Raw genomic sequence first — 24,055 nt, 5'->3', positions numbered from 1 at the left:
CTGTCCGATGCCCGCTGGGAGTTGATCGAGCCGGTCCTGACCGCATGGCGGTTCGAGCGCCGAAGCAGAGCCTTGCACTTCGGCCCGGCCGCCCGAGCACGACCTGCGCGACATCATGGACGCGATCTTGTATGTCGACCGCATCGGGTCCAGTGGCGCTACCTCCCGCACGACTTCCCACCCTGGAACACCGTCTACGGCTACTTCGCCAAATGGGCCGACGAGGGCGTGTTCGCCCAGCTCAACGGTCTGCTCAGGCAGTTGCTACGCGAGAGGGAAGGCGAGATGGCGAGCCTTCCGCGTGCGTGATCGATGCCCAGAGCGTCAAGACCTTCTACCAGCGTTCACGCCTCCAGTCAGGCATCGACGCCGGGAAGAAGATCGTGGGACGCAAGCGGAGCATCGTGACCGACACGCTCGGCCTTCTCCTCGCGGTGCTGGTCACCGCGGCAAGCGTGCAGGACTCCACCGCGGCACCCGGCTCTGGACCAGGTCGCCGCGATTCACCCCGGCATCCGGAAAGTATGGGTCGACGGCGGCTACCGACAGCACCTCGTCGAGCATGCCGCCCACCCTCGGCATCGATATGGAGATCAAACACCATCTCCTGCGCGACCCAAAGAGCACCACAGAACACCCCATCACGGATGAAATATCGGGCGGAAAACGACCTCTAAGAATCAGGCTCGGCCAAGGATCGAGACCCGGATCGGAGTACAGGCAGATGAGTGGACGATTCGCACACACTGCCAACCCTAGGGATTCTTCAAAGGTGGAACCAATCTCCCAGATCCAACCCATTCCAGCAGCAACTACCCTCCCCCTGGCTTCGACGAACACGCTTGAATAACTGAGCCATTCACCGATGGGGAAATAGTCCCCATCGAGAACGCTCTCTACCTCTATTGCCAGATCACGTTGCCCTGTTCCAGCAGCAAGGGATCGAAATGTAAGGCTCGTCGTCATGAAGTTCGGGCCAACTCGATTGACCGGCTCGATTGAGAGCCCTCCCACCGTCGCTAGTACTTCCTCTGCCAATGGGTGGGACCGGTACCCTTCACCCTCCAGTGGCTCCACCCACTGACCTGTGTCGACCTTCCTTCCTGCGCTCCATCCGGACGCGATAAGCGCCTCAAGCAGATCCTCGCTGAGCGAGTCGAAGCGAATTAGAGGCATCAGTTGATCTCCAGATCTTCCAGCAGCTGCCGCAACGTCCACAGGGGCGAGCGGGTTCGCCATGCCCATCTGTCTTCGATGTCGGCATAGAATTGTTCCGCGTCATTACCGTTTCCATGGTTCCCCCCCTGATGGCCTCGGGCCCTCCTTTGCCTGAGCCTGAATCAGACAGTGCACCTCCGCGCACCCTCCATGGTGACCTGTCCGTTCGAGTGCATCCGCTAGCGGCCCTTCTGCCTGCTGCCATGCTTATTGCGGCCGTGGTACTTCTCACCTGAAGGGGATGTGTACTCAGAGGCAAACTCGTCCCAGGCTCATTGCGAACGCTGTCGCATAGTCACCCAGGTTGCAGTTGTGCACCAGGAGCGACCTGGCCCCTGCCAGTACATAGTACGTGTGCAGATCATCGACCGTGAGGTTGTAGACCCGCTTCTGTTGGGTCCACGCACGCGCGGCGCTCACCTGGATTAGGAGCCATTTCCCGGTCTGCAACAGCATTCCGGGGATGATCTCCTTGGCGTAGATCCACTTGCCGAGTTCGGGCGCCCAGAAAGGGTGATTGTCCGTCGCTACAACCTTTCCCGGATGTCCACCGGGGTTCGTGACGGTGACCTCGACCAGGTTCTTCTCACCTTCACCGGTGATGAGTGCTGGACCGTGCGCGGGCCGGTTTCTCCGGTCACCGGGTCGGTAGCGGTAACCTCGTCGCCGACGCGCACCTCTTCTATGGCCTTGTCGTTGCCGTCGCCATCACGACCTTGGTGTCCGGGGTGAAGCTGTTGCCTGTGCCGCACTGCCTGCCCCGCTGTCAGCCGGTTTGGGTGCGGGCGGGCTGTCTGCCGCCTTCGGTACGGGTGCGGTCTCGGCAGCCTTGGCCGTCGTCGCCGCGTCGCCGGCGTTGTTGGCGGTCTTGGCGGCCTGTGTGGCGTCGAGTGCCTTGTTGCCGTACTTGGCGGCGTTCGCCGCGTAGCCCGCGCCCGGATGGCCGAAGCGGCGGAGAGGCCGGCGTTGACGTAGTCGCCTTCCGCGGCGTACCAGCCGGCGTTGGCCAGTCGGCGGCCTCGCCGACAACCGGGACCATGCCTACGACGTCGAGCGAGGTGTGGCCGATCGTCTTCCAGGACGGCATCTTCGGCCACTGCCGGTCGGGTCGGTGAGCTTGACCGGGTTGTTATGGGTGTAGGTGTAGGCGGCGAGTTGCGCGGCTCGGTGATGCCGCCCGCCATGCCCCCGTCGAGAGTCGGCGGTCCTCGGCGTCGTAGGTGTAGGTGGTGCGCACCCCGTTGCCGGTCTGCTGCAGGATCTTCTGCCCGAATTTGTCGTAGTCGACCCGGTCCAGGTATGTGTAGCTGGTGCCGTTCTTCGATCCGGTGGCCCGGCCGACCTGGCCGCCCGAGTCGTAGTCGTAGGTCAGGACCTCGCCGTCGGGATAGGTCATCTGCAGCACACGGTTGAAGGCGTCGTAGCGCCAGGCGGTGGTGTAGGTGCGCGGCGTCGTGGACCGCGGTGATCGTGCGGGTCTCCTTGGTCACCTCGCCCAGCGCCCCGTAGGCGCGCTTCACGGTTCCCGCCGCGTCGTGGACCTCGGTGACGCGCGAGGCCGCGTTGTCCGGTGCGCCGGGAGCTCCGTACTCGTAGGAGACGTTGTTCTCCGGGAACGTCGGGTAGCGGATGGCCTTCAGCCGGGAGTACTCGTAGTCGTATTCGACGGCCTTGGCCGCTGCCCGCAGGTTCGCGGTGACCTTCGAGGTGACGTTTCCGGCGAGTCGTAGCGGGTCTCGGAGCGCCCGGCGTCTGGGCTGTCGAATGAAATGCGGCGGCCCAGTGCGTCGTAGCCGGCGCGCGTGACGTTGTTCTTGTCGTCGGTGATCGTCGTGATCTGGCCCATGGGTCGTAGGCGTAGCTGGTCCAGATCTCCGAGGAGCTGTTGAACTCCTTCACCGAGGTGGTGGCGCCCCGGATGTCGGTGTAGGTGCGGCGCTCCTTGCCGTTGCCGTCGGTCACTGTCCGCTCGAAGCGGATCGTGCCCGCCCGGTCCCCGCCGAAGCCGTATCCGGTGCTGGTGGTGACGCCGTCCGGTTGCACGGTCCTGACCGACCGGTCCAGGACGTCGAAGGTTTCCTTCGTGGGGGTCACGGAGTCGAAGGAGGCGTTGAACGCGGTGTTCGAGGCGCCCTTGTCCTCGGTCACCGGGTAGTACTTCTCCACGGCTCGGCCGAGGTGGTCGAACTTCAGCCGGCCGGAGACCGTCATGGCCTCGGTGGGCGCGGCCCCGGGCGAGGCGGACACCGAGGCGTCTTTCTTGGTCTGCAGGACGCGCTTGAGGCCGTCGGTGAAGGTGACGGTGTCGATGGTGTCCTTGCGTACGCCCGAGGCGGCACGGTCGAGGTGCTTGGTCGTGGCGTACGGGACGGCCGCCTCGGGGTGGTAGTCGAAGGTGATCGTGGCCTGGTCGCCGTCCTTCTCATAGGGACCGGTCACCTTGTCGAGCCGGCCGACGCTGTCGTAGGACATTCGGAGCGGCTGGCCGTTGTGGTCGGTGTTCAGCTCGGGCAGGCCGTACTTGAGGTTGTATGCCGTGGACGAGCGGTAGCCGAAGCTGTCCTCGACGGACTCGACGTGCACGCCGACGGTGGTGTCGTAGCCGTATTCCAGCTTGTAGCGCTGTCCTTGTGCGTTCGCCGGACCGGTCACCGATTTCAGGTTCCCGTCGGGGTGGTACGTCAGGTCGGAGACGGCCGCGGTGTCGTCGTCGAGGTACTCGCGTGTCTGGCTCACGGTGCCGGTCGCGCAGTCGACGGTGGCTTCGCGGTGGCGCAGGAGAGTGCCGGTGACTGCGGCCTTCTGTCGTATCGCGTTGGCGATGCCGACGAGGTGCTGGTCGCGGCACTGCGTGTCGGAGCCGCTGTACGCGTAGACGGTCTCCAGGTCGTCCGCGGTGCCCTCGTCGCCCGCGTCGAAGGTGCGGACGACGTTGCCGTACTCGTCGTAGGAGAGGTCGGTGAACGTGGACTTCCTCGCGACGGCCGCGCCTTCGTAGTACTTGTCCTCGATGCGGGTGAGCTGCGGGAAGACGGTGGCGGTCCGGCTCTTCGGGTCGGTTTCCTCGCTCGTGGTGGTGTCGGTCAGCCGGTAGGTGTGGAGTGTCTCGCGGTACGGGCGGCCGGCTTCGTCCTCGGTCAGCGTGCGGGCGAGCAGGCCGCGGCTCACGTATCCGTCGGTGCGGTACTCGTCGGTGACCGTGCGGCGGACGGTGTCGTCCGCGCCGGTGTCGCGGTCTTCGGTCACCACGCGGCCGAAGCCGAGGAACTCGCGCTCCAGCCGGTCGTAGCGCCCCTGGTCGTAGCGGTAGGTCGTGAGCCGGGTGTCGGCACCGTCGCCCGTGAGCCCGTCGAACACCGAGGTGCGGGACAGCACCCAGCGGCTCTCCGGCATGGCGGCGGTGTTGCCCGATCGGGTGTAGTCCAGGTCGATCCGGGCGCCCATCGGGCGCGACACCGAGCGCAGCAGGTGGTGCGTCCGGCCTTGTTGACCGCGACCAGGAGTTCGTTGTCCCGGGTGGACTTGACGTGGTCGGCCAGGCCGTCGCCGTTGACGTCCCGTAGGCTGGTTTCGGCCCGGCTGATGCCGGTGGATGCGTTGGCGCCGGGGTTGAAGACGAAGACGCCGACGGGAGTGGGTAGGCCGACGGTGAAGTAGACGCCCGCGCCGAGACTGGCGTTCTTGTCGACGGCGATCTGGGAGAAGCTGCCTCGGAAGGGGCGGGCGCGGTGAAGCCGGTGCCGGTGTTGAGTGCGACCTTGATCGGGTTGGTCCCGTCGGTGAACACCCGGTCGGTGAGGCCGTCGCCGTTGACGTCCGTCATGCTCGCGCTGGTGTACGAGGTGCCCAGCTCGGCGGAGAGCCCGCCGGCGAAGCCGTAGCGGTCGACGTTGAACCCGAGGTTGACGCCGACGTTGCGGGTGGACGCGTCGTTGATCGCTCCGGCCGGCCAGGGTTCGCGGGCGGCGAAGGAGTAGCCGAGGTTCAACTGGACGTCGCCGTTGGAGAACACCTTGTCCGGAAGGCCGTCCCCGTTGATGTCGAGCAGGTCGACGCGGACGTCGGACTCGCCGCCGCCGAGGCTGCCGCCGATGCCGAGCGACGGCTGGACCGAGCCGGTGGTGGCGGTGTTGGCGCTGGTGCCTGCGTCGGGTGCGGCCATGCCCAGGGCGCTGGCGATGGTGGCGGTCTCGCTGCCCGCGGAGAGCGACACGTTGCCGGAGATGTTGTTCGCCTCGCGGACGTTGCCGCCGAGGGTGCCGCGCGTGGCACCGAGCGCGCCGGTCATATCGGAGAACTGGATCTCCTTGGCGCCCACGACGTCGGGGTAGCCGTCGCCGTTGAGGTCGAGGTAGTCGACCGAACCCGCGGTGATCCCGCCGACCACGGTACCGCCGAACGGGCCAGCTGCGAGGGTGGCCGACACCTGGCCGGTGACACCGCGGCGCATCACCGCTCGTCGCCCGCCACGTCGGCGTCGGTGACGACGTCGATGGTGTCCGCGCCGAGGCGGGAACTCGTCGCCATCACGGCGGTGACCCAGGAGGACTCGTCCTGGGCGGCCCAGCCGCCCTTGGCGGGAACAGGGGCGAATACCGCCAGCCTCGGCATGGCGAGCCGGGGGTTCGCGGTGAAAGGCGCGACGTCGGCTTCCTTGGGCTCCTTGGGGAGGGCGTCCTTGAAGCTCTGGTCCAGCGTGAGTTCGGTCTGCTTGATCGGCTGGTGGCACGGGCGCGGTTGGCTTGGTAGCCGATCACGCCCCAGCCGCGGTAGGGCTGGGCGAAGGCACCCTGTCCGACGGAACCGTGCATGGCGCTGGGCGCTGGGTGAAGGTCGGCCAGCTGGAGGTCACGTCGTAGGTGACCGAAGCGACTGGCCGACGAGCGAGCCGAGCAGTCCGGTCTCCGTCGTGGAGTAGTCGATGTAGAGCTCGTCGCCGGCGGTGACCGGCACGGTCAGGTCCAGGTTCGTGCTGCCGAAGTAGGTGTCCTTGGCTTTGAAGATCCGCTTGCCGAGCAGCTGCCCGCCGCGCTTCTTCACCGTGAACGCGATCGGGGCGTCACCGAGGAGTCCGAAGTTGAGGGATATCTTCGGCCGCACCTTCAACTGGCCGGTCTTGGTTGCCTTGTAGGTCTGCTGCGGCGCGGTGAGGGTGTCCGCCGGGAACATGGTCATGTCGTACGGCGGGGTGATCACCAGCGTGGGATCACCCTTGGCGTCGACGACCGACTCGACTCCCTGCGCGGCCGTGTAGTGCGCCTTCGGAGCCCAGCTCACCGCCGAGGGGTCGATCGGGGAGTCGGTCTTCAGCTTCCACGACATCTTCTCGAACGTCTTGACCGGAATGCTCAGATCGATCGTGGTGGTGCCGGTCGACGCGGCGGGCAGGACCTTGCGGTACACCTCCGAGGGGGCGTGGACGCCGTTGCCCTTCTCGATCACGACGGTCACGTCGTCCGAAGTCGCCTTGGACTTGACCACGTCACCGGTCAGTCGCAGCGTGCCGTTCACCGGGACGGTCACCAGGGACGGCCTGCCGCCGAAGGTGAAGTCCGTCGACGCGCGGAACACGGTGCTCGCCAGCCCGTTCGCGTCCGTACCGGTTGTCAGGTCGGTGTAGGTGATCTCCGGGTCCCACGCCACGGTGTCGTACTTGCCGTCCAGGATGGACTGGGTACGGAAGTACAGCGCGTCGCCTTTCTTCACCGGAATTGACGCCACGTTGCTTGGGGTGAACTCGGTGTGGTCGTCGGGTCCGATCCGCTGCGCCCAGAGTTCGGTGTCCTTGTGCTGGATGGTGACCCGCACGCCGTCGGCCTTGGTGTAGGCCGCCCGTGCCGGCGAAGGGTCCTGGGCCAGCTGCACGTTGCCGTCCACGCGGACGTTGCCGTCGAACGGCGCGACCCAGCGGCGCACCGTGTCCAGGAGCGGCGAGTTGTCCACCTGCTGGTTGAACTGGGCGGTCTGATCACCGACGATCTCTCCGGTCACCGCGCCGCCCCCGATCGGCACCGGGGTGCGGGTGGAGTCCGCGCTGTAGGCGGGTTGCCCCTGGGCGTCCAGGTAGCCGAAGAGCACTCCGCCGTTGTTCACCAGGTCGGTGATGCCGTCGCCGTTGACGTCGCTGAAGAACCGGTCCGAGGTGGTCGTGGTGCCCACGAAGTCCAGCTGGGCCGAGGTGGTGAGGACGTACGACTCGACGCCGATGGTGCCGGACAGCGTGCGCTCGGTCGAGATCCCCGGAAGGCCGGTGAGCTTGATCGGCGTGTCGCCGAACTTCGGCTCACCCCCTGGCCTGGCCAGGTTGGGCCGGTAGAACACATCCTTGTTCTTGCGGAACACCTTGTCCGGCAGGTTGTCGCCGTTCACATCGGCCAGCGTCGACAGGCCGTCGGACTGGCCCGCGCTGAATCCGACCTTCAGCCCGACGGAGCCCTCCTTGGTCGTCAGCCCCTGCACGTTGTAGCCCGCGAACAGGTGCGCGCCGAAGTTCGCCGACGTGTTCGCCGAGATCGTGCTGGCCTCGCCTTCGCGGATGTTCACCCCGAGGTCGTCGTCCGGCACCGACCAACCCGCTGCGTCGGCGAACGCGTTGTAGTTTCCCGACGGGTCGCGCACGTCGTCGAAATAGTCGAACGAGTGGGTGTTGAACAGCTGGTTGCTCTCGCTGAACTGCGACACCGAGGTGAGCAGCGTCTTGGCGAACGCGCCGGTCCGGTAGTTCAGCTCGTAGGCTCGGATCAGCTGGTCGTCCAGCTTGACTTCGACGCGCCGCAGCAGGTCGGCGGTGACCTTTTTGAACCCGTACCTGGCGTCGATCCGCACGTCCGTCCGGCGGGGCTCGCCGCGCTCGCGGTCCCGGATGAACGTCACCGAGTACCTGCCGTCGGTGTCGCCGCGGCCGGTGTAGGTGATCTTCTGAGGGTACAGCTCGCTGCCCGGCACCGTGGAGCCCGTCGTGCCGCCGTCGGCCACCTTGGCGTACCGGTAGCGCAGGACGTTGTCGCTGCCGTCGCGAACCTCCCGCGCCGCCCAAACGGCGACACGGCCCTCGCCGTCGGCCAGCGTGCTGTCAGCCGTGCCGCCGAAGACCGTGCGGACACCCTGCTTGTCGGTGACCTCCCACCAGTAGCTCGCGGGGCTGTCGCCGTGGCGCACTATCCGGTCGAACCGTCCTTCCACCCGGGAGTAGAACACCTTCTCCGCGGTGCGCGCCCGCAACGCGCCCCGGTGCGCCACCGGGGTCAGCTGCTCGCCGTCGAGCAGATAGGTCTCGGTCTCGAGGCCGGCGTCGTAGCGCGGCACGCCCCACCGCGTGTCGACCGTGATCATCGGGGTGGCGAGGTCCCACCCGACGCCGAGCCACCCGTTCGTCCCCGCCGAGTTGTAGGTGAGAGCCGGATTCGGCTCCAGGCCCGCGCGGCCCTTCGGCACCTCCAGCGGGTACGACAACCGCGCGTCACCACTGTTGTTCGCCGAGGGCGCCTCGATCAGGTTCACCCCGGAGCCGGGGTCGGCCGCCTTGATGTCCTTGATCTGGTTCGGGTTGAACGAGGTGCCCTCCGGCCCCTCCGGGCCGGTGACCGCCGACCCGGCGTCCGGCACCGCCGCGGCAACGCTGCGCAGCAGTTCGGGTGAGGTCATCCCGGACGTGGTGAGCACCATGGCCAGGATGATGGTTACGGCCGTCCGGCCGCGGAGCATGTGCTGGACAGTCATCAAAGAGCCCCCGTACCGCCGGACGTCCCCCTGGAGCACGAGTCGTCCGACGACCCCCGCCCCCTGCGCTACCGAACAGTAGTTTGCGGATCGGGCCGTTCGTACAAGCTTTCTGGACAAGACCCGGCCTGTACGGTCACGATCCGGCAACGGGAATTTCTGCCGATGCGAGGGAGCAACTACCCAGGCTGTTCTCACCCCTTAGAGGTCGTTTTCGCCCGATGTTTCATCCCGTGATGGGGTGTTCTGTGGTGCTCTTCGGGTCGCGCCAGGAGATGGTGTTCTCGCTGGTGAGGCGGCGGGCCATGAGGCCGGTCATCGCGAGGTGGATCATGGCTTCGGAGCGGGTGGGCAGGGTTTCGTAGTCGCGGGCCAGGCGCCGGTGGAGCATGAGCCATCCGTAGGTCCGTTCCACCGCCCACCGCTTCGGAATCGGAGTGAAACCCCTGGTCCCGGGCTTGCGGGCGGCGATCTCCATGTCGATGCCGAGGGTGGCGGCATGCTCGACGAGGTGCTGACGGTAGCCGCCGTCGACCCACACCTTGCGGACCCGGGGGTGGTCGGCGGCGACCTGGTCGAGCAGCGTGGTACCGGCCACCGAGTCCTGCACGCCGGCCGCGGTGACCAGTACGGCGAGGAGGAGTCCGAGCGTGTCCGTGACGATGCTCCGCTTCCTCCCGACGATCTTCTTGCCGGCGTCGATGCCCTGGCTCGATGCCGGAACGCTGGTGGAGGTCTTGACGCTCTGCGCGTCGATCACACACGCCGAAGGCTCGCCGTTCCGGCCCTCCTTCTCCCGCAGCAGTTGCCGCAGTAGGCCGTTGAGCTGCGCGAACACGCCCTCGTCGGCCCATTTGGCGAAGTAGCCGCAAGACGGTGTTCCAGGGCGGGAAGTCGTGCGGAAGATAGCGCCACTGCACGCCGGTACGGTCGACATACAAGATCGCGTCCATGATGTCGCGCAGGTCGTGCTCGGGCGGCCGGCCGAACTGCAGGGCTCTGCTTCGGCGCTCGAGCCGCCACGCGGACAGGACCGGCTCGATCAACTCCCAGCGGGCATCGGACAGATCACTCGGATACGCACGTCGCTTCGCCATGCTTCCGGCCTACCGCCGCGAACCGCATGCGCCCAGGCGCACGGCAGCCGCAGTTGAAGCACACGACCGCGAAGACCAGGCATCCTGGGATGAGACAGGATCACGTCGAACCCCGCCCCATCCGCAACCTCACCTGCCCGGCGAAGAGCAGCAATACCGGCAGCCTCACCAGCATCACCACCCAGCACCCCAAGTAACGCCTTATAGATAGCATTTCAGGCGAAAACGACCCCTTGCTGATCGTTTCAGAATGAGTCGAGCCACGGGTCTTGCACCAGAAGATCTTGGTGGGCCGGGCATCCGGAATGCCCGCTGATCTTTCTCCTGACGTCCCGTGAGCGCGGGTGTCCCCACTGTTGACGCCGGTACCTGAGCGACGCGGCCGCTGTCCCGGGCGGCTGCGCACTCCCCGACCGAGTGGTTCTCGCCGGGAACGCCGACGGTGGAGCGAAGACGTCGGACACGTCGCCCTGTACGACGAACGTTCCCTGCTCGGTCCGGTGGACATTCAGGCAGCCGCTTCGCCTCACTCGCAGGTCCGTGGCCGGTGAGCGGGTTCAGCTCTTCATGTACCGTGCGAAACCCTCTTGTCTGTCGGTCCCGTCAGGCGGTCTTACGGACCGTACGAGCGTCGTGTCGGGCCGTCCACGCGTGTTCGTGGGTATGCACGTCGTCGCGCGGAGTGCCCGGCAGGGCGCCATCTCACGGAAGCAGGGGGCGCCCCTCCTGCGCGGCCCTGATGTGCTCAGGTCTCAGAGCGTCCTCGCCGTGCCGGGCGGTGAACGCACGTACCCGACCGAGGGGAGAGTCCGGCGGCGGCGGTTCCTCGTTCAACGTGCCGCCGAGAATCATCGCGCCGAACGCCGCACCTACGTCTTGCGGATTGTTCATGTCCATACGAGGACGATAGACCGAAGGTCCGACATCGATACTCGTAGCGGGTTCCGGTGGTCGTGTCCCAGGGTCTGACCGACGTCCTGCCGGGCTGTCCTGCGACTCTCCTGTCCGGTCGTCGGGACCCGTTCTCCATGGCTTCGGTCAGGTGGGACACGACCTGACAGGAACGTGGCAGAAGTCCCCTTGATGTCCTGTCCGTCCCGCCCGGCCGGTGTCACCTCCGGCCAGGGAGGAAGCCGGCAGGACGACAGGGACGATCACGCCGACACCGCGCTGGACGCGGTGTCCGGTGGAGTGGACTCCCATGCGGACACGATCCACGTTCCCTCATCATCGACCGGGGCGGCCACGTCGCCGACGCCGAGTTCCCACCGCGCCGGCCGGATGCGCCGCGGCGTTCGCGTTCCTGGAAAACCGCGGCACGGTGACGGCCGCTCGGGGGCGAGGGGACTTTTGAGGTTGATCCCGGGGAGTGGACACCGGGTTTCATGCGGCGAGTGACAGCGTACGTGACGTGATCAGTTGTTGTTCGAACTCGGCTGGTGTGAGGTATCCGAGAGCGGAATGCCGACGGCGCCTGTTGTAGTACGACAGCCAGCGGAACACCTCAAGCCGTGTCTGCGCCTTCAAGGTCCAGCGTCTTCCGTGAAGCAGTTCTCGTTTGAGGCTCTGGAAGAACGACTTGGCCAGGGCATTGTCGTAACTCGAGCCGATCCGGCCCATGCTGCGGCGGATGCCGTGCCGGCGGCAGACGTCGGTGAAGGTGGCCGCGTTGTACTGGGCACCTCTGTCGGTGCGGAAGACGACGCCGTCCACCCGGCCGCAGCGGACGGCCACGGCCATCTCGATCGCGTCGGTGACCAGCGAGGTCCGCATGTGACCGGCGATTGACCAGCCCACCACGCGCCTCGAGCAGATGTCGATCACCGTGGCGAGATAGAGCCAGGTCGTACCGACGGCTGTGTAGGTGATGTCACCGCACCACCTGGTGTTGAGGGTGTCGGCTGTGAAGTCGCGCATCACCAGGTCCGGCACGGGCGGCGCGGCCTTGTCCGCGATCGTCGTCCGCTTCTTCTTCCGCAGGTGCCGGCCGACGATGTGGTTGACCCGCATCAGCCGGGTCACGCGTTTGCGGTTGATCCGCCGTCCTCTCACCCGCAGCTCGGCATGGACGCGCGGGGCACCATAGGCGCCATCGTGCTCGGCGTGGATGGCGCGGATCTCGGCCACGGTCCGCTTCTCCTCTGCCTGGCACTCGGCGCGAGCCTGCCCGGTGGCCAGATGGCGGTAGAAGCCGGCGCGGGACACCCCGAGCACCGGGCAGATCCGCTTGACGCCGAAGTCGGCGCGGTTGTCGGAGATAAAGTCCCAGCGGCGAGGGATCACTTCACCTCCCGAGCGAAATACGCGGCCGCCCGGCGAAGGATCTCGCGCTCGAGGTGCCATTCTTTCTCGGCCTTCAGCAGCCGGGCGTTCTCCGCCCGCAGCCAGGCCAGCTCCTCCGCCTCGCCACCCGTGTCACGGCGTCCGGGCCACGGCCTGGGCCTCGTCCTTGCGTATCCACGTCCGCAGCGACTCCGTGGTGATGCCGAGATCCGCAGCCACCGCCGCGTAGGTCCTCTTCCCGGCGGCGGCACGGTAGAGCGCGACCGCGTCCTTCCTGAACTCTTCCGGATACGGAGACCTGCGTCCCACCTGGACATCCCTCCCTGGACCATCAAGATCCATTGTCAGGGTGTCCACTCCAAAGGATCAGCCTCAATCCCGATGCGCCCCGGACCCCGCGACACGCAGACCGCCCCGGTGCTTCGCGCCAGGGACGCTTGGGCAGCGACCGCTGCCCTCCCTCCTGTCCGCTGAGGCATTCCTGCGGCCGGGTTAAAGCGGTGTCGTGGAGTGAAACCCGACTGTCCCAGGGAAAGGCGCCCTCTCCATGGCTCGCGAAGCCGACCGGTCTCAGGACTCCGAACACCGACACCAGCACACGGCGACGCGAGCCCCTCTCCCCGCGTCCGAAGCACTTCACATCCAACGCACCGCCGGGAACAGCGCGCTGGTCCAGCTCCTGCGCCAGGCGGGCCACCCCTGGGCCCAGGAACAGCACCAGCACTCAGCCGGCTGCGGACACCAGCAGAACACACAGGCCGAGCAACCCTCGGTACAGCGCTCCGCCGTCCACGATGTGCTGCGCACCTCCGGACATCCCCTCGACGACGCCACCCGCACCGACATGGAAGCGCGCCTCGGTGCCGACTTCTCCGACGTCCGCGTCCACGACGACTCCGCCGCCCGGGCCTCCGCCGCTGAGGTCGGCGCCCGTGCCTACACCTCCGGCAGCCACGTCGTCATTGGTGAGGGCGGCGCCGACAAGCACACGCTCGCGCACGAGCTCACCCACGTCATCCAGCAACGCAAGGGTCCCGTCGCCGGTACCGATACCGGAGATGGCCTCAAGGTCTCCGACCCCTCTGACCGGTACGAACGCGAAGCCGAAGTCAATGCAACCCGCGTCATGTCGTCTGCTGCGCCCACCCATACCCGGGTGACACGCGATTCCCCTACGCTCCATGCGGCGGGGGCCGTGGGGGAACCTGCCGCGATTCAGCGCCTGTTCGCCGCGGACCCCGGGCGGGGCAATGTCGGTGAAGACCTCGCCACTGCCGAGCCGCTCGTGCTCGCTGACACGGCATCGGCTCAGGGCGAGCACGTATTCAACGCCTTCAATGCCTTGGCTGTGGAACTTGCCAACAGGTTGGAACAGGAAGCGCCCCCATCGAGCGCTCTCAATACCGCAATTGCCACATTGCGTCAGCGGGCCGCCCGACTCGGGGAACTGCGCGATAACGCCCAGTTCCGTGCCGCGCCAGCAGGTCAAGGGAACTCGGCGAACGCCACTAGCTATTCACAGTACATCCAACAAATACGTGCTGCTATGACGGACGCACTTGCAGGTGACCCGACCGGAGGGTGGAGCCGCCTGGTGGGGCTGTCACACACCATTCTGGACCGCGCGATGGACCAGGATGCCTGGAACTATCAAAACAGTCATCAGCCGAGAAGGGCGTTCGAGAGATGGTCGAAGGAAACGAAGGATGCGATGACGGACACCTTCTCAGCCCTGCTCAGTGCCGTGTCAGCAGCCCGCGCACCGCAGTGAGCCTTTTCCAACCTGGTTCTGGAGTAGGACAGTTGGGCTGACGACGTGGTGAAGCCCCTGGTAGATGGGTTTTCGACCAAGAGAACCGTCTCCACCAGAGGCTTCACGTGCTTGTCTACCCGTCGGGCGTCGACGTGTCCAGCTCCGCCCTCCGCTTCCTCACGCAGCAGTTGCGGCGCCACCGCCGCGCGATCGGCTCCCGGTGGCGGCGCCTGAGCGCCGGCCGCCAGGCCCTGCTCACCCTCGCCCATCTACGGATGGGCCACACCTACGCCCAGCTCGCGGCCGGGTTCGGCATCGGCACCACGACGGCCTACCGCTACGTCACCGAGGCGGTCGAGCTCCTGGCCGCTCTCGCCCCCAGCCTGGCCGACGCGGTGTGGACCGCGCCGGCGAAGGCGTATCTGATCCTGGACGGCACGCTCCTGCCGATCGACCGTATCGCCGCGGACCGGCCGTTCTACTCCGGTAAACACAAGAGGCACGGGATGAACGTGCAGGTCATCGCCGATCCTTTCGGCCGGCTGTTGTGGGCGTCACAGGCCCTGCCCGGCGCCGTCCACGACATCCGCGCGGCCCGTGAACACGGCATCGTCGGCGCCCTCGCCAAGGCCGGTATCCCGTGCTGGGCCGACAAGGGATACCGAGGTGCCGGCGGCACGGTCCGCATCCCGTGCTGGGGACGGTGGGAGACCCTCTCCGCAGGCCAGCAGACGGTGAACCGGTCCCACGCGAAGATCCGGGCCCTCGTCGAGCAGGCCGTCGCCACCCTCAAGTCCTGGCGACTCCTCCGCAAACTGCGATGCTCGACCACCCGGATCACCAGCCTCGTCCAGGCCGTCCTCACCCTTCATCTGACCAGCTCAGGGTGAGGATGGAAAAGACTCAGTCCTTAATATCGAAAATTCGCCTTTCCGTCTCTAATTTGAAGCATGACCGGAGTAATCAACTCCCCGCCGCCTTCAGGATGAAGCTCAAGCCGAAGACTCCTTACAGCACCAATGGCCTCCATCATCCGATCCGAGTCCCCAGCGTCGACAGCCTCGGCCTGAGCCTCGAAAAGCCCTTCAACTCGAGACCATCCCTCGCCTTCGATGAATTCACATCGGAACCACGGCTGGTCAATTTCCAAGAGACGGAGGGAACCAATGGTCGACCCTTCGACCCTTAGATCCCAAACGCGCGTCGACACTGAGCACTCCTTTTTGCGTAGTCGTTTGGATCGCTGGAACGGCGGGATGGGCTCGCCCCGCAAGCTGAGCCCATCCCGCCCACCCTGTTTGGACTAGTTGAGTCCCGCTATGTCCCTCAGAATCGTATCGAAGCTTGTTCCTGCGGGCCAACGCTTCACGATGGCCTGGGCCGGCACGTTGAACTTGACGAGAATTTCCTTATCGCGCCACGCGGCATCCTTGGCGAAATTATAGAACTCATGCGGCACGTGAAGATAAGCAGCCGCATCGACCATCTCGGAGTCCACCTTTGACAGGTCAACAGCCACGATTTCCTTTTCACCCTCACCACTGTATTTCCAGGCGACCTTCGGGTCACGCGTCAGTGAGCCGTTTTCATCCTAAATAGTTGCAGGTCAGCAGGGTGTGGACGGCTTGGACGATGGTGCCGATGCGGCGGGTGGAGCATCGGGCGCGGCGGAGGATGCGCCAGGACTTCAGCTGCGCGAAGGCGCGTTCGCCGGGAGTTCTCAGGCGGGCGTGGTCTCGGTTGAACTGCTGGTATTGCTCGGGTTGTTCGCGGTGGTTCTTGTACGGGGTGCGGACGGTGGCGCCGGCGCCCTGGTAGGCGCGATCGGCCAGGACAAGGATCTGCCGGGTGAGGCAGGCCTGGACGATGCCGTGGGCCCGGGCTGCGGTCAGATCGTGGGTGCGTCCCGGCGTCGCGCGGGAGAACCACAGGGGTGTGCCGTCGGGGCGGGCAATGACCTGCACGTTCATGCCGTGCCGACGGTGTTTCATGGAGTAGTACGGCTCGTCGGCGGCGATGCGGTCGATGGGGATCAGGGTGCCGTCGACGATCACGTGGTCGCCCTCGCCCAGGCCGGTCAGAGCCTCGTGCAAGCCCGGTGCCCACGCCGCGAGGACGTCGAGAGTCTCGTCGACGTAGCGCCAGGCTGTCGTGGTCGAGACGCCGAAGCCGGCCGCGAGCTGGGCAAACGTCTCGTTCTTCCGTAGGTGAGCCAGCGCGAGGAGTGCCTGCTTGAAGCAACCGAGCCGTCTCCACGGCGAGTTCAGTTCACGCCTTCGAGCGTAGATCAGCCAGGAAACATGCTCGACCAGCTCGTACGAGACGTTGAGCATGGCAGGATACGGAACCAACAGAGCCCCCGGGCTGTCGGCAGTGTCGAGTGGAATCAACACCGCCAACGACCGGGGGCTCTGCCACGTCACCACCCCAGCTGACCAGGCCTTATAGCCCTTCAATGGCAGGATGAAAAAGGTTCAGTGAGATCCACGGCGAATCGTTGTCCTGGACGACATGTCGCCATGCCTCAATGTCGGGGTTGCTGCCTGATGCTTTGAGCCCCTGCGGCGGATCCTCGTCGCTTCGCAGGCCTCGGAAGGCGTATCCCTTCAACGCGTCGTCGCTGTGCGCGGAGACGGTGATTCGCGGCTGGAAGAGTCGATTCTTCATCCAGCCGAAGGCCGGCCCGATGAGGCTGCTACTGCTCCCGCCTGCGGCGCCAATCAGTAGGTCCCAGGGGCCTGTGGGCTGGCAGTGTGCTTCGTTGACCGCCCAGGAGAATCCGGCACCGACTCCGGCGTTCACGACGGCGGAGGCTGCTAGAGCGCGGCCACCGGATAGGCCCACTGGGCATTGTCAGGTTGAGTGAGCCGTGGGCGAGGTGGGCCGGTCCGGGGTGTGCTGGGCCGTGGTGGCTGTAGTTCAGGCCGTGACGGGCCGGCCGGTGGTGCCGGTGATCTGGTCCCAGATGGCGAAGCGGATGATCATCTCGGTGCGGTAGCGGGTGGCCGTCATGAGGTGGCGTCGGGGCCGGAAGTGCGGCGAGATCTCGCTGAACGCGCCGAGGAACCTCTGAGCCGCGCCCATCGAGCGGAAGCCCTTCATCGCCCGTTCCCGTCGCCGGGTCGGCTGGTGGGAGACCTCGGCCCGGTTGTTGAGGCCCTTGTGGGAACGGTGCTCGACCGAGGGCATCACGGTGCGGTGGGCAGCGCCGTAGGACGCGAGCTTGTCCGTGACGATCACGCGGGGCACGGTCCGGGTCTTCTTCAGCGGTTTCCGGAAGAAACGCCTGGCCGCGGCGGTGTCCCGGCGGTTCTGCAGGAGGATGTCCAGGACATTCCCGTGCTGGTCGACGGCCCGCCACAGGTACTTCCGCACACCCTGGATCTTGACGAAAACCTCGTCGAGATGCCATTTGCCGCCCGGCCGCGGGTGGCGCCGGCGTAAGGCGGCCGCGTAGGCGGGGCCGAACCGGCGTGTCCACTGATGGATCATCTCGTGACTCACCTCAATGCCGCGCTCGAGCATCAGCTCCTCGACATCCCGCAGGCTCAGACCGAACCGGTGGTACAGCCACACACAATGAGAGATGACCTCCGGTGGGAACCGGAACCCGCGGTACGACACCATATCCACGAACAGCCCTCCAGGATCCGACCAGGCAGATGATCATGTCACTGGAGAAGAGCCCCACTCAACCTGACAACACCCTCTGAGCTGCGGCATCGCACGGAGGTGCGTGCAGACCCCTGCAGTGCGACGCCGTCGGCCCCAGACGGCGAAGGGCCCCGGACGCGTCGTACGCCCGGGCCTCTTCCCGCTCGTGGGACGGAGCGGCCTGGTGGACTCACCAGCCGTCAGGTGCGCTGACCACCCACACGATCGGCTGCCCTTCGCCGTTGCGGCCCCAGTGCGGTTCCTCCAACGCGGCCTCGTGGCCGTAGCCCAGGACGCAGATCCGCCCCCAGCGGTCGTGCTTGCCCGGGCAGCCCCTGGCCAGTCGGGGTCCTCGTCCCCCGGGCTGTTCGCCGTGCAGGGTTGCCGCCGGAAACCGTGAGCCCAGCCAAGTCGTATACGCTCGCCTGGTTTTACGATGCCGGGGAGGGACCTACATGATCCACAAGAAGTCCGTGCAAGGCACGGTGCTAAGGGCTGTCCCGTAACTCAGGGTGCGGGCCGGCACGTCACCACAAGCAGACCCATTTGTCCGGTTACGCACCGACTCGCGGCCTCATCTGGAGCCGGGCCATGCAGGTCGAACCGGACACTGGCAGGCGGTATCTGGAGTTACGGGACAGCCCTTACTGATCTTTTCTTTAGTTCCGTGGGTGCGATGACGTCGTTGGTGGGATCCTCATGGCGTGTCTTTCAAGCCTTCGCCCGTGGTTCCTCAGTTGGCCGAGGCCCGGCGTGTGCGGGCGGCCGAGTTGTTCGACCAGGGACGTTCGGGTGCCGAGATCGCGCGGATGCTGGACGTCAGCGAGGAGAGCGTACGGCGGTGGAGACGCGTCTGGGAGAAGGGCGGGGCTGACGGGTTGCGTCGGCGTCCGGCCAGTGGTCGTCCGCCCAAGCTGGACGATGCCCAGGTCGAGCGGGTGCGGGCCGCACTTGAACAAGGTGCCCAGGCGCATGGTTTCGAGGCCGATCTGTGGACGCTGGAGCGGGTCGGCCTGGTCGTCGAGCGGGTGACGGGAGTGACCTTGTCGCGGGCCTCGGTGTGGCGGTTACTGACCGGCCGGCTCGGCTGGAGTCTGCAGCGTCCCGAACGGCGTGCGGTGGAGCGCGACGAGTCCGAGATCGCCCGCTGGATCGCGCATGAGTGGCCGCGCATCAAAAAGGGGTCGTGAACACACGTGCCTGGATCGTCTTCCTCGACGAATCAGGCGTCTCGCTCCTTCCGCAGGTCCGTCGCACCTACGCGCCCCGGGGCCGCACCCCGCTGTTGCGGCACCGCCTGAACTGGAAGCGCGCGTCGATGGCCGGGGCACTGGGCTACCACTCCACCGACCCCGACCGTGGGGCCCGCCTGTGCTTTCACCTCAAGCCCGGCAGCTACGACACCGCCGGGCTCATCGAGGTCCTGGAGCAGATGAAGATTTTCTACCGCGGCGAAAAAGTCGTCCTCGTGTGGGACGGCCTGTCCGCCCACTGGAGCCGGACGATGCGGGCCTGGGTCGCCGAACAGGACTGGCTCACACTCGAGCGATTACCCGCCTACGCGCCCGAACTGAACCCGGTAGAACTGCTGTGGTCCTCGCTCAAGAAACGCGAGCTCGCCAACCTCGCCGGCGACCACCTCGCGGACGTCGCCGACGCCACCGAACAAGGCATCCACCGCATCAACACCAACCCTCAACTGCCGTGGTCATTCCTCACCCACACCGGCCTGACCATCCACCCACCACACCCACCGAACTTACGAAAAGATCAGTAGGACATGGTCGTGGAGCAACGGGGTTCCGGCTCTCGACCCGTAGGGCGTGTGTCGAAAGTGATCTTGCGTGGGCGTAGTCGGGGTTGGCACCTCGGGCGGGGTGGAGTGGGCGGCGGCAGGTGGCGGCGGAAAGATCTGATCATTTAGCTCGATCGGGGGTTGTAGGTCCGATTCCTGTGAGGGGGTTACAGAATCGCCTGGATGATCTTGGCCGAGGTGCCTTCCGGCCTGGGGCGCGTTCCGGTCCCGGGTCGTCTTCCGCAGATTCTGGAGGATCCATGCGACACCCTGTCTCCCGCCTGCGCACGCGAGCTCTGGCCGTAGGACTCGCGCTGGCGGCATCCGCGCTCGTGCCCTCGGGTTCCGCCGGTGCGGCTGACCAGTATCAGTGGGCCGCCCTGGGCGACTCGTACACCGCCGGCGGCTTCGTCGGGGAGCCGCTTCCCGCGCTCGGCGATGAGTCCCGTGACGGCTGTGACCGCACCAGCGACGCCTACCCGGGTGTCGTCGCCCGGGAGCTGGAGGAGTTCCCGCCGGGCAAGTACGTCCGGCTGACCAACGTCAGCTGCGGCAACGCCACCATCGCCGACATCGCCGAGACCAGGCAGACGCCCGTCAGCCCGGTCCAGCCCCCCGCCGAGGGGTGGTCCGCGGTGGACACGCAGATCAAGCGGGCCAAGCTGAGCGAGGAGACCGACGTCGTCACCATCGGCGTCGGCGGGAACAGCCTGCCGTTCGGCGGCATGCTCCTCAAGTGCCTGCAACTGGGTGCGATCCCCGGCAAGACCTGCCAGGAGTACTACACCAACCCGCCCGAGGGCGAGGAGGGCATCCAGGACAAGCTCGCCCGGGTCCAGGACGAGTACGTCGAGATGCTGGCCAAGGTGCACGAGGCCGCGCCCAACGCCAAGGTGATCACGGTCGGCTACCCGGCCGTCCTGCCCGCGGAGGGCAGCACGTGCAACCGCCCCGCCCTGACCGAGCTGGGCTCGATCAAGCACGCCGACGTCGACTGGCTGCGCGAGAACGCCCTCATCCCGCTCAACAAGACGATCCAGCAGGTCACGCAGTTCTTCGGCGACCGCTACGTCGACGTGTACTCCTCCAGCGTCGGCCACGACGCATGCCAGCCCGCCGAGGAGAAGTGGGTCGAGGGAATCTGCGGTGACGCCGCGGACTACTGGCCCGCCAGTCTTCCCGGCACCATCCTGAACTGCGGCCTCATCAACAAGCGCGCCACCCTGGTGCACCCCAACGCCCAGGGCCACGCCAACACCGCCGCCCACGTCGAGCGCGCCATCCGCATCTCTCTCCTCGAACGCTGACCGTCACACCACTGTGACGATCCCGGGCCCCGGCGCTCCGTGAACAACGGCGCCCGGGGCGTGCCGGTCGCCCAGAGAAAGGAGCATCGCTCCTCGGCAGCCGGGGCACTTCCAGCCGCCCGCCCCGAGCTAGCGAGGCGCGATCAGGCCCCGTGACCTGGTCGACCCGATGCTCGCTTCCCCGCCTCTACCAGAGGGGAAGTACCCAGCGCGCGTTCCGCCGATCACAGCCACTCACCCATACCCGCGATGAGCACGGTCGCTTCGTAGCGGACCGCGAGCTTGTCGTACCGCGTGGCGACAGCACGGTTCCTCTTGAGGCGGTTGGGCCTTGACCCCGGATTTTGGACACCGGAAAGACTTGGATCTTGATGGTCCAGGAGAACGGAGTCCCTGTGGGGATGAAGCACTATCCCGCCGAGTTCAAGGCGGACGCGGTCGCGTTGTACCGGTCGAGGCCGGGAGCGACGATCAAGTCGGTCGCCGCCGATCTCGGGGCGAACACCGAGACGCTGCGGAACTGGATCCGGGCCGCCGACGGGCGCCGCCCCGGTGTCCACTCTGCACCGCCGGCCGCTGTGCAGGCGGGCGGTGGCGACGTTCAGGCGGAGCTGGCCGCGGCACGGAAAAGGATCCGCGAGCTGGAGGAGGAACGCGACATTCTCCGTGAGGCGGCCCGGTATTTCGCGACGGAGACGCGCTGGTGAACCGCTGCCAGTTCGTTGACGACCACCACCGCCGTCACGGCGTGGAGCGGCTCTGCGACATTCTCGGCCTCTCCCGCTCGAGCTTCTACTACTGGCGCCACACCGCGGCCGCGCGGACGGCCCGGCAGAACGTCGAGGCCCGACTCGCAGCACGGATACACAAGGTCCACCAAGACTCCGACGGCACCTATGGAGCCCCCAGGATCACCGCCGAACTCCGCGACGAGGGCGGCCCGGCGGTGAACCACAAGCACGTCGCGAGGATCATGCGGAGCCTCGGGCTCGAGGGAGTCCGTCTGCGCCGCCGGCACCGCACCACCGTCGCGGACCAGGCGGAGCCGAAGGCGCCGGACCTGATCGGCCGTGATTTCACCGCGGCCGCGGTAAACACGAAGTACGTCGGCGACATCACGTATCTGCCGGTCAGCGGCACGAAGCCGCTCTACCTCGCGACCGTCATCGACCTCGCCTCACGCCGCCTGGCCGGGTGGGCGATCGCCGACCACATGCGAACCGAGCTCGTGATCGACGCCCTGGCGGCAGCCGAGCGGACCCGCGGGAGCCTAGCCGGAGCGGTGATGCACACCGATCACGGCTCGCAATACACGAGCAGAGCCTTCGCTGAAATCTGCAGGTCAACAGGGGTGCACCAGAGCATGAGCGCGGTCGGGTCCAGCGCGGACAACGCCGTCGCGGAAAGCTTCAACGCCGCCTTCAAGAGAGAGACACTCAAGGGCCGCAAAGGCTGGTCGAACGAGCGTGAGGCGCGACTCGACGCCTTCCGCTGGCTGACCCGATACAACACCCGACGCCGACACTCCCACCTCGGTCAGCGGTCCCCGATCGCCTACGAGAACGACTTCCAAGCAGCAGCAACTACCATGGCCCAAGCCGCATAGACGTGTTCAGAATCCGGGGTCAAGGCCCGGCCGGGCACCAGTCAGTGGTCCAGGCCAACTGGTGGATAACCGCGAGACGCCAACGAGTTCGATCGCGAATCGTTTCCGGCCAACTGGAAATCAACGTGGCCAAGTGCGGATCAAAGTCTCATCAACCCGGAGGAGGGGAGTTCTCCTCTCGGGCGGCCGGGCTCTGTCCACAGGCCCGCCATTTGAGGATGCCGCGATCAGCGGGGCCGCCCCCGACCTGGGGGTACCAGATACCGTGGACATCATGATCCTCACCGACGAGATGCAGCCCGACGCCAACTAGATCCCCATGGCTGGTCAGTGGCCCTACAGATCCCGGCCCGCTAGGGCATCTGGCCGGTGACGTCGGCCCAAAGGCGGACGGCGGCTCGCATCGCGTTCTGCTGAAGCGCGAGGTCGTCCCAGAGGATGCCAAGGTCGACCTCGTCCTCTCCCTGGACGGTCAGGACGGATACCCAGTCGTCGCTCCCAGTCAGGTAGGGCGTGTAGTTGAAGATCGTGACGACCGGCGCGTGGACGATGCGGTTGCGTCGCAAGCGGGCCTCGTCGATGGCCTTGAGGTCGACGTCCTGAGAACTCCCAGGAGGCGGAGCAAGAAGCGCCTTGATTTTGTCGATTCGAGCCTTGAAGAGGACCTTGCGAAGGTTCACGGTGGGGTCCGGGACCGTAAGGATCATGCCTATGGCGGCCTCTACACAGCAAGCTGGTCAGACTCGTCGATCGCGGCTGGCTGCGGAAGCAGCCCGACGGCCGGTTCACCACCCGCCTATGACCAGCAACACGGCCGCTCAGAGCGGCTCCGCACGGGCGTAACCCGGGTGCCCCCGAGCACCGTTGCAATCGTGTGACGAATACCAAAGAGCTTGCCGAGGACACCTGCCAGCTTGTCTACCAGTGCCGCCTGTCGCTGTCCACGCGCACCATCAACCACCTCGCAGATCTACTCAGGCGCCACCTGAAGGCCATTCGGTCCCGGTGGCGGATCCTGCCGCCAGGAAAGATCGCCGTGATCGTCCTGGCCATACTGCGCCACGACCAGCGCCTGGCTGACATGGCTGGCGGCAACGACGTGTCCGAGTCCACCGTCCGCCGCTGGCGCGACGAGCTGATCGGGCTGCTTGCCGTCCAGGCGCCGCGCCTGGACCGCGCCCTGAGGAAGATCGCCAAGCAGGGCGGGGAGGTGGTCCTGATCGACGGCACCCTCATCCGAACCCAGCGTCGCACCGAGAGTGCTGACCGGCGGAACTATTCCGGCAAGCACCGCAGCCATGGCCTGCACTTCCTCACCCTGACCGACGAAAGGGGCCGCCTGATCTGGATATCCGCCGCCCGGCCCGGGCGCACCCACGACAACACCGCCACCCGCCACGACCACATCCTGACCCACCTGGGCACCGCCGGCCTCGGGGCTCTCGCGGACCTCGGCTTCCGCGGCCTGGACAACAACATCCTCGACCCCGTGATCGTCACCGGCTACGCCGCCAGCCGCACCCACAAGCTCACCCCGGGCCAGAAGGAGGCTAACCGCGTCCTCGCCGTGGGACGCGCACCGGTCGAGCACGGCTTCGCCCACCTCAAGAACTAGCGGATTCT

The 24,055-nt window shown here is 66.5% G+C and carries 21 protein-coding genes and 4 pseudogenes; 10 read left to right on the top strand and 15 right to left on the bottom strand.

The annotated features are described in order from the left end of the window. Together CP977_RS34545 and CP977_RS35160 are read left to right on the top strand one after the other, a co-directional pair. Window positions 1-309 (top strand): transposase (locus tag CP977_RS34545; RefSeq protein ID WP_208853450.1); only part of this gene is annotated, 309 nt, incomplete at its 5' end. Further along, window positions 213-419: pseudogene (locus tag CP977_RS35160) on the top strand (IS5 family transposase); the annotation flags it as partial. The gene CP977_RS34545 and the pseudogene CP977_RS35160, both read left to right, overlap by 97 nt. A gap of 22 nt (window positions 420-441) precedes the next feature. Here CP977_RS35160 and CP977_RS35155 read toward each other — a convergent pair. From CP977_RS35155 to CP977_RS35630, 4 genes are all read right to left on the bottom strand, one after another. Next, window positions 442-1,239: an SUKH-3 domain-containing protein gene (locus CP977_RS35155; RefSeq protein ID WP_244412648.1), complete on the bottom strand. Its 798-nt coding sequence runs from the start codon at window positions 1,237-1,239 to the stop codon at window positions 442-444. Between the two features lie 228 nt (window positions 1,240-1,467). Then, entirely contained in the window at window positions 1,468-1,797 is a 330-nt protein-coding gene (locus tag CP977_RS35150) for a polymorphic toxin-type HINT domain-containing protein (protein WP_244412655.1), read from the bottom strand. A 550-nt stretch (window positions 1,798-2,347) separates the two neighbouring features. Continuing rightward, window positions 2,348-2,623, bottom strand: a complete 276-nt coding sequence (locus tag CP977_RS35145) for a hypothetical protein (protein WP_425281918.1) — start codon at window positions 2,621-2,623, stop codon at window positions 2,348-2,350. Next, complete coding sequence (locus CP977_RS35630) at window positions 2,611-4,674, bottom strand: toxin TcdB middle/N-terminal domain-containing protein (RefSeq protein WP_425281917.1); 2,064 nt, start codon at window positions 4,672-4,674, stop codon at window positions 2,611-2,613. Before CP977_RS35630 ends, CP977_RS35145 begins: the two co-directional genes overlap by 13 nt. A 635-nt stretch (window positions 4,675-5,309) precedes the next feature. On the opposite strand from CP977_RS35630, the gene CP977_RS35125 reads away from it, so the two are divergent. Next, window positions 5,310-5,549, top strand: a complete 240-nt coding sequence (locus CP977_RS35125; RefSeq protein ID WP_244412647.1) for a hypothetical protein — start codon at window positions 5,310-5,312, stop codon at window positions 5,547-5,549. Window positions 5,550-5,667: 118 nt separating this feature from the next. Here the strand turns inward: CP977_RS35125 and CP977_RS35120 are convergent, their stop codons facing one another. The 5 genes and pseudogenes from CP977_RS35120 to CP977_RS33845 all read right to left on the bottom strand — a co-directional run bounded on the left by CP977_RS35120 (window position 5,668) and on the right by CP977_RS33845 (window position 12,626). Beyond that, complete coding sequence (locus CP977_RS35120) at window positions 5,668-5,829, bottom strand: hypothetical protein (protein WP_244412646.1); 162 nt, start codon at window positions 5,827-5,829, stop codon at window positions 5,668-5,670. A gap of 237 nt (window positions 5,830-6,066) precedes the next feature. Next, entirely contained in the window at window positions 6,067-8,937 is a 2,871-nt protein-coding gene (locus CP977_RS35115) for a SpvB/TcaC N-terminal domain-containing protein (RefSeq protein ID WP_244412645.1), read from the bottom strand. Between the two features lie 226 nt (window positions 8,938-9,163). After that, window positions 9,164-10,034, bottom strand: a pseudogene (locus CP977_RS33860) (IS5 family transposase). A 702-nt stretch (window positions 10,035-10,736) separates the two neighbouring features. Continuing rightward, on the bottom strand, window positions 10,737-10,931 hold the full coding sequence (locus CP977_RS33850) for a hypothetical protein (RefSeq protein ID WP_152369316.1): 195 nt from the start codon (window positions 10,929-10,931) through the stop codon (window positions 10,737-10,739). 486 nt (window positions 10,932-11,417) lie between these two features. After that, a pseudogene (locus CP977_RS33845) lies at window positions 11,418-12,626 on the bottom strand (IS3 family transposase). A 238-nt stretch (window positions 12,627-12,864) separates the two neighbouring features. Here CP977_RS33845 and CP977_RS33840 point away from each other — a divergent pair. Both CP977_RS33840 and CP977_RS33835 read left to right on the top strand, forming a co-directional pair. Continuing rightward, window positions 12,865-14,088: an eCIS core domain-containing protein gene (locus CP977_RS33840; RefSeq protein WP_152369317.1), complete on the top strand. Its 1,224-nt coding sequence runs from the start codon at window positions 12,865-12,867 to the stop codon at window positions 14,086-14,088. Window positions 14,089-14,195: 107 nt separating this feature from the next. Continuing rightward, window positions 14,196-14,960, top strand: coding sequence for an IS5 family transposase (locus CP977_RS33835; protein ID WP_152371451.1), 765 nt, complete (start codon window positions 14,196-14,198; stop codon window positions 14,958-14,960). Between the two features lie 413 nt (window positions 14,961-15,373). Here the strand turns inward: CP977_RS33835 and CP977_RS33830 are convergent, their stop codons facing one another. The 4 genes from CP977_RS33830 to CP977_RS33815 all read right to left on the bottom strand — a co-directional run bounded on the left by CP977_RS33830 (window position 15,374) and on the right by CP977_RS33815 (window position 17,697). Beyond that, window positions 15,374-15,589 (bottom strand): hypothetical protein, encoded by a 216-nt coding sequence (locus tag CP977_RS33830; RefSeq protein ID WP_152371450.1) that lies wholly within the window; start codon window positions 15,587-15,589, stop codon window positions 15,374-15,376. A 67-nt stretch (window positions 15,590-15,656) separates the two neighbouring features. After that, window positions 15,657-16,463 carry an IS5 family transposase gene (locus CP977_RS33825; RefSeq protein ID WP_152371449.1) on the bottom strand — a complete coding sequence of 269 codons (807 nt, stop codon included), beginning with the start codon at window positions 16,461-16,463 and terminating at the stop codon, window positions 15,657-15,659. Between the two features lie 49 nt (window positions 16,464-16,512). After that, window positions 16,513-16,872 (bottom strand): hypothetical protein, encoded by a 360-nt coding sequence (locus CP977_RS33820; RefSeq protein WP_152371448.1) that lies wholly within the window; start codon window positions 16,870-16,872, stop codon window positions 16,513-16,515. Window positions 16,873-16,989: 117 nt separating this feature from the next. Beyond that, window positions 16,990-17,697 carry an IS6 family transposase gene (locus CP977_RS33815; RefSeq protein ID WP_152371718.1) on the bottom strand — a complete coding sequence of 236 codons (708 nt, stop codon included), beginning with the start codon at window positions 17,695-17,697 and terminating at the stop codon, window positions 16,990-16,992. Between the two features lie 731 nt (window positions 17,698-18,428). Here CP977_RS33815 and CP977_RS35295 point away from each other — a divergent pair. From CP977_RS35295 to CP977_RS33800, 3 genes are all read left to right on the top strand, one after another. Continuing rightward, complete coding sequence (locus tag CP977_RS35295) at window positions 18,429-18,914, top strand: IS630 family transposase (protein WP_152371447.1); 486 nt, start codon at window positions 18,429-18,431, stop codon at window positions 18,912-18,914. Further along, window positions 18,911-19,501, top strand: a complete 591-nt coding sequence (locus CP977_RS35290; RefSeq protein WP_152371446.1) for an IS630 family transposase — start codon at window positions 18,911-18,913, stop codon at window positions 19,499-19,501. Before CP977_RS35295 ends, CP977_RS35290 begins: the two co-directional genes overlap by 4 nt. 278 nt (window positions 19,502-19,779) lie before the next feature. Beyond that, window positions 19,780-20,826, top strand: a complete 1,047-nt coding sequence (locus tag CP977_RS33800; RefSeq protein WP_152371445.1) for an SGNH/GDSL hydrolase family protein — start codon at window positions 19,780-19,782, stop codon at window positions 20,824-20,826. A gap of 224 nt (window positions 20,827-21,050) precedes the next feature. On the opposite strand, the pseudogene CP977_RS35105 reads toward CP977_RS33800, so the two are convergent. Then, window positions 21,051-21,152, bottom strand: a pseudogene (locus CP977_RS35105) (IS5 family transposase); the annotation flags it as partial. A gap of 69 nt (window positions 21,153-21,221) precedes the next feature. Between CP977_RS35105 and CP977_RS33790 the strand changes: the two are divergent. After that, a protein-coding gene (locus CP977_RS33790; protein WP_152371444.1) for an IS3 family transposase occupies window positions 21,222-22,432 on the top strand; the annotation gives its coding sequence in 2 pieces (ribosomal slippage) (window positions 21,222-21,513 and window positions 21,513-22,432; 1,212 coding nt in all). Window positions 22,433-22,785: 353 nt separating this feature from the next. Here CP977_RS33790 and CP977_RS33785 read toward each other — a convergent pair. Then, on the bottom strand, window positions 22,786-23,112 hold the full coding sequence (locus CP977_RS33785) for a hypothetical protein (protein ID WP_152371443.1): 327 nt from the start codon (window positions 23,110-23,112) through the stop codon (window positions 22,786-22,788). Window positions 23,113-23,306: 194 nt separating this feature from the next. Here CP977_RS33785 and CP977_RS34360 point away from each other — a divergent pair, with 194 nt between their 5' ends. After that, on the top strand, window positions 23,307-24,047 hold the full coding sequence (locus tag CP977_RS34360) for a transposase family protein (protein ID WP_244412644.1): 741 nt from the start codon (window positions 23,307-23,309) through the stop codon (window positions 24,045-24,047). Window positions 24,048-24,055: the final 8 nt, after the last annotated feature.

Source organism: Streptomyces cinereoruber, assembly GCF_009299385.1.
Lineage (GTDB): Bacteria > Actinomycetota > Actinomycetes > Streptomycetales > Streptomycetaceae > Streptomyces > Streptomyces bikiniensis.
The sequence above is the reverse complement of the archived record's forward strand: the minus strand, read 5'-3'. Positions and strand labels throughout refer to the sequence as shown.